11 protein-coding genes are annotated in these 14,866 nt (G+C 69.2%); 6 read left to right on the top strand and 5 right to left on the bottom strand.

Features of this window, described 5'->3' with window-relative positions; translation table 11 throughout:
• Positions 1-8 precede the first annotated feature (8 nt).
• Positions 9-986: a hypothetical protein gene (locus F4553_RS14895; protein ID WP_184836409.1), complete on the top strand. Its 978-nt coding sequence runs from the start codon at positions 9-11 to the stop codon at positions 984-986.
• Here the strand turns inward: F4553_RS14895 and F4553_RS14890 are convergent, their stop codons facing one another.
• Positions 987-1,640: a ribonuclease FAU-1 family protein gene (locus tag F4553_RS14890; RefSeq protein ID WP_184836407.1), complete on the bottom strand. Its 654-nt coding sequence runs from the start codon at positions 1,638-1,640 to the stop codon at positions 987-989.
• Positions 1,641-2,334: 694 nt separating this feature from the next.
• Here F4553_RS14890 and F4553_RS14885 point away from each other — a divergent pair.
• Together F4553_RS14885 and F4553_RS14880 are read left to right on the top strand one after the other, a co-directional pair.
• On the top strand, positions 2,335-6,603 hold the full coding sequence (locus tag F4553_RS14885) for a discoidin domain-containing protein (protein WP_184836405.1): 4,269 nt from the start codon (positions 2,335-2,337) through the stop codon (positions 6,601-6,603).
• A 218-nt stretch (positions 6,604-6,821) separates the two neighbouring features.
• Positions 6,822-8,987 carry a glycoside hydrolase family 3 protein gene (locus F4553_RS14880; RefSeq protein ID WP_184836403.1) on the top strand — a complete coding sequence of 722 codons (2,166 nt, stop codon included), beginning with the start codon at positions 6,822-6,824 and terminating at the stop codon, positions 8,985-8,987.
• A 293-nt stretch (positions 8,988-9,280) separates the two neighbouring features.
• Here the strand turns inward: F4553_RS14880 and F4553_RS40975 are convergent, their stop codons facing one another.
• On the bottom strand, positions 9,281-9,493 hold the full coding sequence (locus F4553_RS40975) for a DUF2795 domain-containing protein (protein ID WP_184836401.1): 213 nt from the start codon (positions 9,491-9,493) through the stop codon (positions 9,281-9,283).
• 117 nt (positions 9,494-9,610) lie between these two features.
• Here F4553_RS40975 and F4553_RS14870 point away from each other — a divergent pair, with 117 nt between their 5' ends.
• A complete protein-coding gene (locus tag F4553_RS14870; protein ID WP_184836399.1) occupies positions 9,611-9,946 on the top strand; it encodes an ArsR/SmtB family transcription factor in 336 nt (111 codons plus the stop codon).
• Positions 9,947-10,153: 207 nt separating this feature from the next.
• On the opposite strand, the gene F4553_RS14865 is transcribed toward F4553_RS14870, so the two are convergent.
• Both F4553_RS14865 and F4553_RS14860 read right to left on the bottom strand, forming a co-directional pair.
• Positions 10,154-11,431, bottom strand: a complete 1,278-nt coding sequence (locus tag F4553_RS14865) for a diguanylate cyclase domain-containing protein (RefSeq protein ID WP_184836397.1) — start codon at positions 11,429-11,431, stop codon at positions 10,154-10,156.
• Positions 11,432-11,548: 117 nt separating this feature from the next.
• The gene (locus tag F4553_RS14860) at positions 11,549-11,824 is read right to left on the bottom strand and encodes a hypothetical protein (protein WP_184836395.1); all 276 of its coding nucleotides are present in this window, start codon (positions 11,822-11,824) and stop codon (positions 11,549-11,551) included.
• Between the two features lie 162 nt (positions 11,825-11,986).
• On the opposite strand from F4553_RS14860, the gene F4553_RS43140 reads away from it, so the two are divergent.
• A complete protein-coding gene (locus F4553_RS43140; protein WP_184836393.1) occupies positions 11,987-13,234 on the top strand; it encodes an alpha/beta fold hydrolase in 1,248 nt (415 codons plus the stop codon).
• Here F4553_RS43140 and F4553_RS14850 read toward each other — a convergent pair.
• A complete protein-coding gene (locus F4553_RS14850) occupies positions 13,202-13,585 on the bottom strand; it encodes a DUF2784 domain-containing protein (protein ID WP_184836391.1) in 384 nt (127 codons plus the stop codon). The genes F4553_RS43140 and F4553_RS14850 overlap by 33 nt on opposite strands.
• A 127-nt stretch (positions 13,586-13,712) precedes the next feature.
• Between F4553_RS14850 and F4553_RS14845 the strand changes: the two genes are divergently transcribed.
• Positions 13,713-14,858 (top strand): ABC transporter substrate-binding protein, encoded by a 1,146-nt coding sequence (locus F4553_RS14845; RefSeq protein ID WP_184836389.1) that lies wholly within the window; start codon positions 13,713-13,715, stop codon positions 14,856-14,858.
• Positions 14,859-14,866 lie beyond the last annotated feature (8 nt).

Genomic DNA, 14,866 nt, shown 5'->3' with positions numbered 1-14,866 from the left:
GAGGAAGTGTGCAGGTCAGTGTCGCGCAACTGGACACCGAACTCGTCAGGCTGCGCCGTGGCTGGGGGCTGCAGGCGGACGGGTTGCGTAACCGGCTGGGCCCCGGACTCACGGAGCTCTGCCACATCCACGGCTCGCCCAACGACGCGGCGATCCGGCACCACGTGGGCAGCGAGCTCACCCGCCTCGCCGCGGACTTCCCGGCCGACATGCGGATCGCGATCGGTCACGCCCTCGGCATCGACCACGGGGTGCAGCTCGCCCACCTGCGGGACCGGATCGCGGTGCTGGCACAGACCCTGCGCTGCAGCGAGCGCACCGCCCGGCGGCGGGTGGACACCGCCTTCGCCCGCCTCGCCGAGACGGCGCTGCGCAACCACCGGGCCGAGGAGGAGCACGGCGATCCCGCCAAGGGATGGCAGGTACGCCGCCTGCGGTCCCTGCTGCGGCTGGACGGCGACGCACCCGAGCTCATCGAGGAGCGCACGATCGTGGCGCTCCGCGACGACCTCGACCGGATCGCGGTGCGCTTCAGCCTGCCTCCGACGCCCAATGACGCTGAGGCCGGGCCGGACCTCCTCATCGACGTCCAGCGTGGAGCCCGGCTGGAGCGCAGCGAGCGGCAGGGACGCAGCCATTTCCACTACACGCTGGCCCTGCCCCGGCCGTTGAACTACGGCGAGGAGCACACCTACACGATCGTCTTCGGTGTCGCGGCGGGGCAGCGGATCCGCGACCACTACGCCTTCGTGCCGCTCGTGCCGTGCGAGGAGTTCCACCTGGTGGTCCGCTTCGACCTGGCCCGCAGGCCGGAATCGCTCTGGCGGCTCCGGCACCTCGCACCGAGACAGCTCGACGAGGGGCAGCCCACCAGCGAGCTGCTGGAACTCGACGGCGCCGGTGAGGTCACCCTCGACTTCGCGCAGCTGGAGCAGGGCTTCGCCTACGGTGTCGGCTGGCGCCCGGCGGGCACCACGTCGAGTTGATCAGCGCGAGTACCGGGGGCGGTCCCAACCGTCGGGGAGGGATGTCGGCCAGGTCCAGGTCGGGTCGGGAGCGTAGTCGCACCAGGTGCCGTCGAAGGGGAACGCGGCTCGCTCGACCAGCTCGGTCATGCGCCTGCCCTCGGCGCGGACCGCGTCGGGGTCGGCGACCCAGTAGTGGTCCGGATGGGCCAGGCGCTCCTCGAACTCGTCCTCGTCCTTCCACTCCCAGCTCCGGTCGGGGTAGACCCAGACGTCGAGGTCCTGGTCGGTGGTGTCGACCCCGGCGAGATCGCCGTCGCGCCACAGGACCGAGGGTTCCTCCAGGTTGATGTACCACCCGTAGAAGGCCCGGCGCAGGTCCCAGAACCACCAGACCGAGTGCGCCGTCCCCGGCGGGACGAGCATCAGCATGTCGGGTGCCCGGCGGACGCCGACCGTCAGCTCCTCCCGCTGCGTGATCCAGTCGGCGAAGGGCATGTCGCGGATGCCCTGGCCGTCCTCGGCGAGGCTGATCGCCATCGGCGTACCGTAGGCGAACCACAGGCGCAGGCCGCGCTCGTCGTGCCCGACGACCCTGCCCACCTTGAGGAAGACCAGCCGCTCGGCCACGAACCCGCGATGCAGCACCAACTGGCCGGGCTCGAACGTCGTCATCGACCCATGGTAGGCAGTCGCCGCGGATCAGCGGGAGATCGGCATGCGGGCGGTCCGCCGACTGGCCGTCGGGCTATGCAACCTTGCCGTACGAGTGGGACGAGCTCGACGCCGCACACTTCACGTCGGCCACGACGCAGTTCTCCTTCACGATCGCCGCAACTCTTCAAGAGTTGCGGCGATCATGGTCGTGGGAGGCGTCGGGGTGCGGTACCCGAGCAGATATGTCCATCGTGGAGCGATATCGCCCCTGGACGGCGACCGTAGGGCGGTGGGGCGTCGATCTCCGCGTCACTTCGGTGCTGACTTAACCGTTGCCGTGCAGGTGATCAAGGGTGCGAAGAAGCGCATCGATACCAAGACGTTGACTCGCCCGTAGCACGTATGTAACATTTGGCCAACGCAGTGCAAGAAACCTACAAGCATCGGTCCATTTAACTTGCGTCCCTCGCAAGTTTGGTGGTCATCGCAGTTCACAGCGCTTCGATCGGCAACGCTCCCCGCGACCGGGGGAGCGAGACTCGCGGATCGACATGACGGGCACCGCTCGGCCTGTTTGTCGGATCCCGGGGCTGAACCATGGCTCCCGGGCAGGACAGCACCCCGTCTGCACTGGGGTGCGCCGCACGGATTCGCCCGGTTCACGCCTCCCTCGCTCCCTGCTGTCGTCCCTGACGAGAGACAGAAGGAAACAATGAGAAAGAGGCATGTACCGCGGTTACTCGCGACACTCCTCGCGACCGGCCTGGCCATCAGCTTGGTGCCGACCGTCCCGGCCCTCGCCGCCGGCGGGCCCAACCTCGCGGTGGGCAAGCCCACCGCTGAGAGCGGCCACAACGACGTCTACGGCTCGGGCAACGTCAACGACGGCAACCAGGGCACCTACTGGGAGGGTCCGAACAACACCTTCCCCGCCTGGGTGCAGGTCGACCTCGGCAGCAGCACCAGCATCGACCAGGTCGTGCTGAAGATCCCCAGCGGCTGGGGCGCTCGCAACGAGACGCTCTCGGTGCAGGGCAGTGCGGACGGGACCAGCTTCGGCAGCATCGTCGGCTCGGCGACCTACTCGTTCAACGGCTCGACCAACGCGGTGACGATCAACTTCACGGCGTACTCGACGCGGTTCGTGCGCCTGAACGTCACGGCGAACACGGGCTGGCCTTCCGCGCAGATCTCGGAGCTCGAGGTCTACGGCGCCGTCGGCGGTTCCACCAACCTCGCCCTCGGCAAGACGCTGACCGCGTCGAGCGTCTCGCAGACCTACGTCGCGAGCAACGCCAACGACAGCAACCAGGGCACCTACTGGGAGAGCGCCAACAACGCCTTCCCGCAGTGGCTCCAGGTGGACCTCGGTGCGGCGGTCGCCGTCAACAAGGTGGTCCTGAAGATCCCGTCCGGCTGGGGTTCCCGGACCGAGACGCTGACGGTCCAGGGCAGCACCAACGGCTCGACGTTCACCACGATCGTCGCGTCGGCGGGCTACACCTTCAACCCGTCGGCCAACACGGTGACGATCAACTTCACCGCCGCGACCACGCGGTACGTGCGGCTGAACATCACGGCGAACACGGCCTGGCCGGCCGGGCAGATCTCGGAGTTCGAGGTCTACGCGCCGACCGGCGGTGGCGACACCACGCCGCCGACCGCTCCGGGCAGCCTCGCCTACACCCAGCCGGCGTCGGGCCAGATCAAGCTGACCTGGAACGCCTCCTCCGACGCCGTCGGCGTGACCGGCTATGACGTCTACGCCAACGGCAGCCTGCGGACCAGCGTCAGCGGCACCACGCTGACCTACACCGACAGCCAGCCCGACACCGCGACGGTCACCTACTACGTGATCGCCCGTGACGCCGCCGGCAACCAGTCCGGCCAGAGCAACAGCGTCACCCGGACCGGCACCACGCCGCCGGACACCACGCCGCCGACCACGCCGGGCAGCCTCGCCTACACCCAGCCCGCCTCGGGCCAGATCAAGCTGACCTGGAACGCCGCCACCGACGCCAACGGCATCGCGAGCTACCAGATCTTCGCCAACGGCGCGCTGCGCGGCACGGTCTCCGGCACGACGCTCACCTACACGGACAGCCAGCCCGACACGGCGACCGTGAGCTACTACGTCAACGCCAAGGACCCGGCGGGCAACACGTCGGCCAACAGCAACACCGTGACGCGTACGGGCACGGGCAACCCGCCCACCGGCACCAACGTCGCGCTCAACAAGCCGATCACGGCCTCCTCGTCGGTCTTCACCTTCATCCCGACGAACGCCAACGACGGCAGCGTGACGACCTACTGGGAGGGTGCCGGCGGCGCCTACCCGAACCTGCTGACGGTGGCGCTCGGCGCCAACCACGACATCAGCTCGATCGTGCTGAAGCTCAACCCCGACACCGCGTGGGGCCAGCGCGTTCAGAACATCCAGGTGCTCGGCCGTGAGCAGAGCGCGACCGGTTACACCAGCCTCGTGGCCGGTGCGGACTACACCTTCAACCCGGGCTCCGGCAACACCGTGACGATCAACGTCACGGCTCGGGTGGCGGACGTCCAGCTGAAGATCAACTCGAACACCGGCTCCTCGGCCGGCCAGATCGCCGAGTTCCAGGTCTTCGGCGTTCCCGCGCCGAACCCGGACCTCACGATCACCGGCTCGTCCTGGTCCCCGGCCTCGCCGATCGAGACCGACGCGATCACCGTGTCGGCGACGGTCAAGAACATCGGTACGGCCAACTCGGGCACCACGAACGTCAACTTCTACCTCGGCACCACGCTCGTCGGCACGGCGACCGTCGGTGGCCTCGCCGCCAACGGCACCTCGACCGTCTCGGCGAACATCGGTGCCAAGGACGCGGGCAGCTACACGCTGACCGCGAAGGTCGACGAGTCGAACGCGGTCGTCGAGCAGCTCGAGTCGAACAACGCCTACACCAACCCGACCCAGCTGGTCGTGGCGCAGGTGGCGAGCTCGGACCTGATCTCGGCACCGACCGCGTGGACCCCGGGTACCCCGGCCGCCGGCAACACGGTGACCTTCACGGTCGCGATCAAGAACCAGGGCACCATCGCCTCGGCGGGTGGCGCGCACAACATCACGGTGACGGTCACCGACACGACGACGGGCACGGTCGTCAAGACCCTGACCGGCGCCTACACCGGTGTCATCAACGCGGGCGCCACGGCTCCGGCCGTGAGCCTCGGCACCTGGGTCGCCGTCAACGGCAAGTACACGGTCAAGACGGTCATCGCCGTCGACGCCAACGAGCTGGCGGTCAAGCAGGCCAACAACACCTCCACCCAGTCCTTCTTCGTCGGTCGTGGGGCGAACCTGCCCTACGAGATGTACGAGGCCGAGGACGGCACCTGGGGCGGCGGCGCGAGCCAGGTCGGCCCGAACCGCACCATCGGTGACCTCGGTGGCGAGGCGTCCGGTCGCAAGGCCGTCACGCTGAACAGCACCGGCGCCTACGTCCAGTGGACCACCCGGGCCGCGACCAACACCCTGGTCGTCCGCTTCTCCATCCCGGACGGTCCGGACACCACGCTGAACATCTACGTCAACGGCGCCTTCCACAAGGCGATCCCGCTGACCGCGAAGCACTCGTGGCTCTACGGCAACGAGGCGTCACCGAGCAACTCGCCCGGTGCCGGCCCGCGCCACATCTACGACGAAGCCAACATCATGCTCAACAGCACCGTCCCGGCCGGCAGCGTCATCAAGCTGCAGAAGGACACCGCCAACGGCACGACCTACGCTGTCGACTTCATCAACCTGGAGCTCACGGCACCGAAGGCCAACCCGGACCCGACGAAGTACGTCGTCCCCGCGGGCACCTCGCAGTCGCAGGTGCAGGCGGCGTTCGACACGGCTCGCCAGTCCGCCACGGCGGTCGGCGTCTACCTCCCGGCCGGCCTCTACGAGACCGCGAGCAAGTTCTCGGTCTACGGCAAGCCGCTGCAGGTCGTCGGCGCCGGTATCTGGTACACCAGGTTCCAGACGCCGGTGGCCCAGGCCAACACCGATGCCGGTTTCCGGATCGAGACCTCGGCGAACGGATCCACGTTCAAGGACTTCTCGTTCTTCGGCAACTACGACATCCGCAACGACGGTCCCGGCAAGGTCTTCGGCGAGCTCAAGGATGTGGCGAACCTGACGTTCGACAACATCTGGGCTGAGCACACCGTCTGCTTCTACTGGGGCGTCCACAACGACAACATCAAGATCACGAACACCCGGATCCGCAACACGTTCGCCGATGGTGTCAACTTCACCAGCGACTCCACCAACCTGCTGATCAGCAACGTTGAGGGTCGCGGCAACGGCGACGACGCCTTCGCGCTCTTCTCGGCGATCGACGGCGGCGGCTCGGTCGGTAACCACAACAACGTCTTCGAGAACCTCACGGCCACGCTGACCTGGCGTGCCGCGGGCCTCGCGGTCTACGGCGGTTACGACAACGTGTTCCGCAACATGTACATCGCGGACATGCTGACCTACTCGGGTATCACGATCAGCTCGCTGGACTTCGGCTACCCGTTCGTGGGCTTCAGCTGCCCGGCAACCAGGTTCGAGAACATCTCGCTCGTCCGGGCGGGTGGCCACTTCTGGGGCCAGCAGGCCTTCGGTGCCATCTGGGTCTTCGCGGCCTCGAAGGACTTCAAGTGCATCCGGGTGACCGACGTGGACATCATCGACCCGACCTACTCGGGCATCATGTTCCAGAGCAAGTACCCGGAAGCGAAGCCGATCACCGACACCATCTTCACCAACATCCGGATCTCGGGTGCGCAGAAGAGCGGTGACGCCTACGACGCCAAGTCCGGCATCGGCATCTGGGTCAACGAGCTGCCCGAGCCCGGCCAGGGCCCCGCGGTGGGTTCGGCGACCTTCAACAACCTGGTGTTCAGCAACAACTTCCAGAACATCAGGAACACGACGTCGACATTCACGTTGACGATCAACCCGTAACACGGGCTCTGGAATGAGCGGTGCCCCGTCGGAGATTTCTCCGGCGGGGCACCGCCGCGTCCGGCAGGTAACAGGAAACTTTCTTTGTTACTTATATTGACTCGCGTAGGAAACGAACAATAGCCTTTAGTCGATTCGTGCGGACCTTTCGTCCCAGGCTGGATGCCCTCTGCCGGTCGCCGATCCAGGTCCGCTTCCGAACGAGGAGGCTCTCCGCAATGTCCACCCGTCACAGAAGAATCCTCGCGGCGCTCAGCGTCGCCGTCCTCGCCAGCGCCTTCGCGCCCGCCTCGACGGCGGCCGCGGAGTCGGCGGCGGCGCCCATGGCGTACAAGAATCCGGGTTTGTCCATTGATCGTCGTGTCGCGGACCTGCTCGCGCGCATGACGCTGGTGGAGAAGGTCGGCCAGATGACGCAGGCCGAGCGCGCGGCAGTCGCCGACGACCCCACCCGGGTCGCGCAGTGGTCGCTCGGCTCCGTGCTCTCCGGCGGCGGCTCGACACCGGCTCAGAACACCCCGGCCGCCTGGGTCGCGATGGTCAACGAGCTGCAGGCGCAGGCGTTGAGCACCCGGCTCGGCATCCCGCTGATCTACGGCATCGACGCGGTGCACGGCCACGGCAACGTCTACGGCGCGACGATCTTCCCGCACAACGTCGGGCTCGGCTCGACGCGCGACGCGAAGCTCGCCGAGCAGATCGGCCACGCCACCGCCGCCGAGGTGCGCGCCACCGGCATCCCGTGGGACTTCTCGCCCTGCGTCTGCGTCTCCCGCGACGAGCGCTGGGGCCGCAGCTACGAGAGCTTCGGCGAGGACCCGGCGCTCGCGGTGAAGATGGCGACCGTCATCGACGGCCTCCAGGGAAGGCCCGGGCAGCTCGACGACGACGACCGGGTGCTCGCCACGGCGAAGCACTACGCCGGTGACGGCTACACGGTCTACGACACCGCGACCGCCGCCGCCAACGCCGGCAAGAACTGGTGGGAGAAGAAGTACACGATCGACCAGGGCGTCAACGTGACGAGCCGGGCCGACTTCAACCGGCTCGCGCTCACGCCCTACGGCCCGGCGATCAAGCAGCGCAAGGTCGGCAGCGTCATGCCCTCCTTCTCCAGTGTGGACTGGATCGAGGACGGCATCGGCAACCCGGTCAAGATGCACGCCAGCAACGAGCTGATCACCGGCACGCTGAAGGGGCAGCTCGACTTCGACGGCCTCGTCATCTCCGACTGGGAGGGCATCCACCAGATCCCCGACCCGGCCGAACCGACCAACGGCGGCCTCACGCCCTACAAGGTGCGGGTGGGCGTCAACGCGGGCACCGACATGTTCATGGAGCCCAACAGCGCCCCGCAGTTCGAGGAGCTGCTGCTCGCCGAGGTCGCCGCCGGGCGGGTCAGCCAGGCCCGCATCGACGACGCCGTGCGTCGCATCCTGCACGTCAAGTTCGAGCTCGGCCTCTTCGAGCACCCCTACGCCTCGGCCGACAACATCGACGAGGTCGGCAGCGCCGCACACCGGGCCATCGCCCGCAAGGCGGTCGCCGAGTCGCAGGTGCTGCTCAAGAACGCGGGCAAGGCGCTGCCGCTGCGCTCGTCGTCGAAGATCTACGTCGCGGGCAGCAACGCCGACAACCTCGGCCACCAGGCCGGCGGCTGGACCATGACCTGGCAGGGCGACTCGGGCGCGGTCATCCCGGGCACCTCGATCCTCGACGGCATCCGCGCCGTCGCGCCGTCGGTCACCTACAGCGCCGACGCCTCCGCGCCGACCGCCGGCTCCGACGTCGGGGTCGTCGTGGTCGGTGAGTCGCCCTACTCCGAGGGGTACGGCGATGTCGGCGGACCCGAGTGCGGCTGGTGTTCCGTGCCGCAGCAGGCGAGCAAGTCCCTGTCGTTGCAGGCCGCCGACAAGGCCGCGATCGACAAGGTCTGCGCCGCGATCAGCACCTGTGTCGTGCTCGTCGTCTCCGGCCGCCCGCAGCTCGTCACCGACCAGCTCGGCTCGATCGACGCGCTGGTGGCGTCGTGGCTGCCGGGCAGCGAGGGTGCCGGTGTCGCGGACGTGCTCTTCGGCAAGAAGCCCTTCACCGGTCGGCTCTCGGTGAGCTGGCCGCGCAGTGCGGACCAGGTGCCGATCAACGTGGGCGACGCTGACTACCAGCCGCTGTTCCCGTTCGGGTGGGGTCTGCGTACCAAGGGAGCCCACGGCGACGGCCTCGTCGACGAGCTCGTCTCGCTGGTGCGTGACGCGGCTCAGGCCAACGTGGTCGCGGGGGGCGCTCCCGCCAACTGGGCGGCGCTCATCGCCGACGCCGACCACGCGCTGCTCACCGGCGACAACGTGAAGGCGCTCAAGCTGCTCTTCAAGGCCGCCAGCTAGACCCCGAGATCGGCGCAACTCTTGAAGAGTTGGTGCTAAGGGGGCCCTGCCCGGCCTCCGTTCAGCAGCAACTCTTCAAGAGTTGCGCCGATCTTGCTGTGGGCAGGGCCTGGGCGCTCGGATGCCCCTCGGGTGGCTCGGGTAGCTCAGGTAGCTCGGGTAAGGAGTGGCTCAGGCGGTCGGAACGGCGCGGCGGCGGCACGTCGCGCACCGGATGACCGGTGTGGTGGACGAGGGGGTAGCGGTCCCGGGCGTCCACGGCACGGGAGCCGTGGACGTCGCGTCTGGGCTGGTCACATGCTGCCCATCGGCATGTCGGGCAACTCGTACCACAAATCGCGGAGGTTTCCGTAGGAGCGCTCGGGCAGCGACTGCAGCATGCTCAGCACCTGGGGGCGGGCGTGGGTGGCGGTGGCTGCGGCGAGAACGTCGCCCCGGCTGGCGGGGCCGACCTGAAAGGCGGCGAGGACGTGGTCGGCGACCTCGGTGCGGGTGACCGTTAGCACGAGTGCTCCTTGGCGCTAGATATAGCCGGGTCGTGCGGTCCTTACGTGGTCGTTATTTGCTAACTTTAGCAAGTCATAAGACTAACCGTTAGCGCAGGTGGCTGGAGGGCAAGGACTGTGACCAAACCGCTTTACCAGGCCAAAGCGGAGTTCTTCAAGGCGCTGGGGCATCCCGCCCGGATCCGGGTGCTGGAGCTGCTCGCCGAGCGGGAACACAGCGTGGCCGAGATGTTGCCGAATGTCGGGATCGAGCCCGCCCATCTCTCGCAGCAACTCGGCCTGCTGCGCCGGATGAACCTGGTCGCGGCACGACGCGAGGGGTCGACGGTCTTCTACAGTCTCGTCAGCCCGCACGTCGCGGACCTGCTCGCGGTGGCGAGGGTGATCCTCTCGGACGTGCTCGCCAGCCAGACCGAACTCCTCGACGACCTCCGCGCCGCCCAACGCGCCTGACCTCACCCGGCCCCGCGCCGGAGTGCTCGGAGTCCGGGTTTGTTAGGACCAACTCTTGAAGAGTTGGCCCTAATGCGTGACACCGGAGGCACAGGACCCGGGATCGGGACCCGGGGATCGGGACCCGTGGTGAGGACCCGTGGTTAGGACCAACTCTTGAAGAGTTGCGGCGATCTTGGGCGGCGATCCTGGGGCGGGTGGGATGGGTCAGGCGGGGGCCGGGTCGGTGGTGGGCTGGCGGGCGGTGGCGGCCTTGGCGCGGTACATCGCGGCGTCGGCGCTGGACAGGAGCTGGGCCGGATGCGACTCGGTGGTCGAGTGGGCCACCCCGATGCTGACGCCGATGCGCAGCGACATGCCCGAGACGAGGATGGGCTCGGCGATCACCGCCTGAATCCGCTCGGCGACCGCGTCGGCGCGAGCAGCGCTCTCGGATCCCGTGATGATCACCGCGAACTCGTCACCGCCGAGCCGCCCGACGATGTCGGTATCGGCGACCACGCTCTGCAACCGGCGGCCGATGATCGTCAGTACGGCGTCGCCGACGTGGTGTCCGTGCTGGTCGTTGATCTGCTTGAACCCGTCGAGGTCGAGGAAGAGCAGCGCGACCGGCTGCGGCGAGACGGCCGAGTGCCCGTGCAGCCGGTCCAGGATCACCGAGCGGTTGGGCAGCCCGGTGAGCGAGTCACGGGTCGCCCGCCGAGCCAGGTGCTGTCTGGCCAGCGTCGATGCGGTCACGTCGGTCAGGTGGATCACGTACGCGTGGTCGTCGCCGAGTGACGCCGCGCGGGCGTAGACCCAGCCGATCGACGAGTCGGCCCGCTGGTAGCGGAACTCGCCGTCATGGGTCTGCGCGTCGTCGGCGATGAGGCTGGTCCAGCGCTCCCGCACCACATCACGATCGGCCGCGGCGACGATCTGCCAGCAGGCCTGGCCGAGCAGCTCGTCATGATCGCGCCCGATGAGCCGCCCCAGTGCCGGGTTGGCGGCGATCACGGTGCCGTGCCGGTCGACGATGAGCATCGCGGTCGGTGCCTGCCGGAACGCGGCCTGCAGGCGGTGCTCCGCATCGCGTACGGCCTTCTCCGCCGCACGACGACCGGTGATGTCCCGCACGACGACGAGCGCCGCAGGCTCGCCGTAGAGCAGGATCGCGGTCCCGGCCGCCTCGATCTCCACGACGGTCCCGTCGAGCCGGACGATCTTCTCCTCGACGTAGTCGAGCGGCTGGCGGTCGTCGAGCAGCACGCCGAGCCGCTCGAACGCGACGGCTCGATAGTCCGGGTGCATGAAGTCGACGGCCGGCTTCACCCGCAGGTCGTCGATGGTCGTGCCGCCGAGCAGCTTGAGGCCTCGGGAGTTGGCGAAGGTGTGGTAACCGCCCGCGATGACGAAGACCGCATCGGGGGAGAGCTCCACCAGGGCGCGGAAACCCGCATCCGAGTCGAACTCCACCACCGGAATCATCCCGGGCTCTACTCTCACGCCGTCCATCACGCCTTCTGGCCTCCCCGACCGCCCGGGGTTGCGCCTCGGTGACGGTCAGTGACAACGCTAGCTCGGCTCCGGCCGGAAGGCGACATGACCTCCAGTGGCTGGGAGTTACCAGCCGTCGCCCTCGTCGTCGCCGTCCTGGTGGACCAGTCCCTCCATGCGGGCGATCTCGTCGCCGACGTCGCGGGCTCGACAGAGGCGGCGTACGCCGTGCTCGATCATGGTGATCCGCCGCAGCGAGATCCGGGCCGCCCCGGGCTCGCCGAGCGGAGTGCCGTCGGCGCTGCGGTAATTCTCGGCCAGGTACCGGCGAACGGTGCCCAGCGCGGCTGGCTCGGACCCCGACTCCGTGCCGGTCCGTGGGTAGTCGATGCCGGTCTTCATCATGGTCTCCCTCTAGGAAAAGAAATCAAGCGGCATGAGCGCGTGCTGCGTTACTCCCCACCACACATCGTGATCCGATCAGGCGTCCGCGATGCGGCGAACCGGCAAACCTGACCCACTCCAAAAGAAGACGGCCGGGTGCGGCTGCGGTTGACTGGGGGCATGCCGTTCAGGAACCGGATCGATGCCGGGCGGCAGCTGGCACGGGCGCTGCGGCACCTGCGCCACACCGATCTCGTCGTGCTCGGCCTGCCCCGGGGCGGGGTGCCGGTCGCCGCCGAGGTGGCGAAGTCGCTGGGTGCGGCGCTCGATGTGGTGATCGTGCGCAAGCTCGGGGTCCCGGGCCGGCCGGAGATCGCGATGGGCGCGATCGGCGAGGGCGACGCCCGGGTCGTCAACGACTACGTCCTGCAGGTCACCGGGGTCACTCCGGTGCAGTTCGCGGCCGTCGAGCGGGCCGAACGCGCGGAGCTGCTCGCCCGGGTCGATCGGCTGCGGCAGCCGGGCGCGCGGAGGGTGGCGATCCGCGGGCGGACCGTCGTGATCGTGGATGACGGCATCGCCACCGGCGCCACGGTCCGGGTGGCGTGTGCCGTGGTCCGGGCCGCCGGGTCAGCACGCGTGATCATCGCGGCACCGGTCGCACCGCCGGAGGTGGTGGCGGAGCTCGCCGAGATCGCCGACGAGGTCGTCTGCCTGGAGACGCCGCCGGTCTTCAGTGCCGTGGGGCAGTGGTACGAGGACTTCCGACAGGTCACCGATGCCGAGGTGACAGCGCTGCTCCGACCCGTGGCGGTCGACGGTCCCGTGCTCATCCCGGCAGACGGCGTGCTGCTCGCGGGGCATCTCGGCGTACCGCCGGGGGCTCGTGGTTTGGTGATCTTCGTGCACGGGACCGGGAGCGGGCGGCACAGCCCGCGCAACCGCGCGGTCGCCGACGCGCTGGGGCGGGACGGCTTCGGGACGCTCCTGTTCGACCTGCTGGCGCCGGGGGAGGACGACGAGGAGGTCGGGCTGGTGGCGCGGACCGAGCGGCTGATCGATGTGACGGCGTGGCTGCGGCGCCGCTGGCCGCACGGCAAGATCGGCTACTTCGGCGGCAGTACGGGCGCCGGGGTGGCGCTCGCCGCCGCGGCATCCCCGGACACCCATGTCTCGGCGGTCGTCTCGCGGGGCGGCCGACCCGATCTGGCACTCGCCTGCCTGCCGCTCGTCACCGCGCGCACGCTGCTCATCGTCGGCGGCGACGACCTGGAGGTGATCCGCTTCAACCAGCTCGCGGCGGTGTGGATGCGCTGCCCCTATGAGCTGGCGGTCCTGCCCGGCGCGACGCACCTCTTCGGCGAGCCGGGCGCGCTCGCGGCGGTGATCCACCGGTCAAGCGCCTGGTTTGCCCGCCACCTCACGTGAGGCCCGTCGCCGCAGCAGCGCGAACCCGGTCCAGGAGGCGAGCACGAGGCCACCGGCGAGGTACTGCACCAGCGTCTTCGCCGACTCCGGATAGAGCGTGCCGGTGAGGTAGGTGTCGATGAATCCGCCCGGCAGGCTGGGCAGGCCCGCGTGCCGCCGGGCCCAGTCCTCGGCGGCGGTGAGCGGGCAGTCGAGGCCGAAGATGATCGAGGAGAAGCCCCAGCCCGCGAAAGCGAGGTGCAGCCAGATCGTGCGCGGCCGGCGCCACGCGAGGAAGCCGCCGAAGACCACGTACGCCAGGACGGCGAGGTGCAGCACGACGATGGCGCCGGCGAGGATCCGATAGGCCACGGTGACAGTATGGGCCGCTCTGCGGGGTCGCAAGGCCCGCCATCCCAAAGCGGGACAGATCATTGACTTTGTCCACATTTGACGTGAATGCTCTCCTCAGTCGGCCCGCTTCTGGAGGTTGGTTGCGATGAGTGGTGCACTGTCTCGGCGCGCGATCCTGATAGCCGGTCTCGGCCTGCTGTCGCCGCTCCCCAGGGCGGCGAGGGCGATCGCGATGCCCCTGCCACCGCTGCGCATCGGCGTCATAGCCGACCTGACCGGCCCGCTCGCCGCCGTCGGCAAACGGCAGCTCATGGGCATCCAGTATCGGGCCGACGCCATCAACGCCCTCGGCGGACACGGCGCCGCGCACCAGCTCGAACTCCTGGTCCGCGACACCGCGAGCACCGACGCGGCGATCCCGCCCGCCGCGTCGGGCCTGCTGGAGGAGGGGGTCCACGCGCTGATCGGGCCGTCGGCGCCCTGGCTCGGCCGAGCGATCACCGAAGCAGGGCAGACATCGTGTACGCCGACCCTCCTCCCCACCTCCGGCCCCGCACCGACCCAGCCCTACGCGTTCCAGTCCGCCCCGAGCGCCGAGCAGGTCACCAAGGCCATGATGCGCGCGGCGAAGGCGGCCACCGGGGTGACGAAGGTCGGCGTCCTCGCCACGGCACCGCTCGCCGGACCGGACCAGCAGACCGCGCTCACCGAGGCGGCGAGTGCGGCGGGCCTGTCCGTGGCGGGTGTCGAGCAGTTCCCCGCCGACGCGACCGACCTCGCCGCCGCGGTCACCGCACTGCTCGCCAAGACACCGGAGGCCCTGGTCATCAGCGCGGTCCCGCCGCAGGTGGCGTACGCCGTCCGCGACGCCCGCGCCGGGGGCTTCACCGGGCCGATCATCGTGCCGCCCGACGCCGTGCACCCCGACTTCTTCCCGGTCGCGGGCGACGGTGCCGAAGGGGTCACCGCACCGGCGCCCTGGCTCGCCGCTCCGGCCGCCGCGCCCGACACGGTGCCCAACCTCGCCACGCTGCGGCGCTTCACCGAGGGGTTCGCCGCCGAGCACGGTCCCGCCGACGCCGCAGCCGGGTACGCCGCCGACGCGATCAGCCTGCTCTACCTCGCCTACCTGGGGCACCGGGATCGGAAGATGGCCCGGATGCAGCTGGAGGAGATGTGCTGCGTGGGGGTGACCGGCGTCTACAACATGATGGCCGACGACCACGCCGGGCTCGACGACGGTGCCCTGTCGCCGCTCGTCGCGAAGTCGGGCGCGTGGACGACCCTGTAGTCTCGGCC

Origin of the sequence: Allocatelliglobosispora scoriae, assembly GCF_014204945.1 — a bacterium.
Lineage (GTDB): Bacteria > Actinomycetota > Actinomycetes > Mycobacteriales > Micromonosporaceae > Allocatelliglobosispora > Allocatelliglobosispora scoriae.
This window is presented reverse-complemented; position numbering and strand designations above follow the sequence as displayed.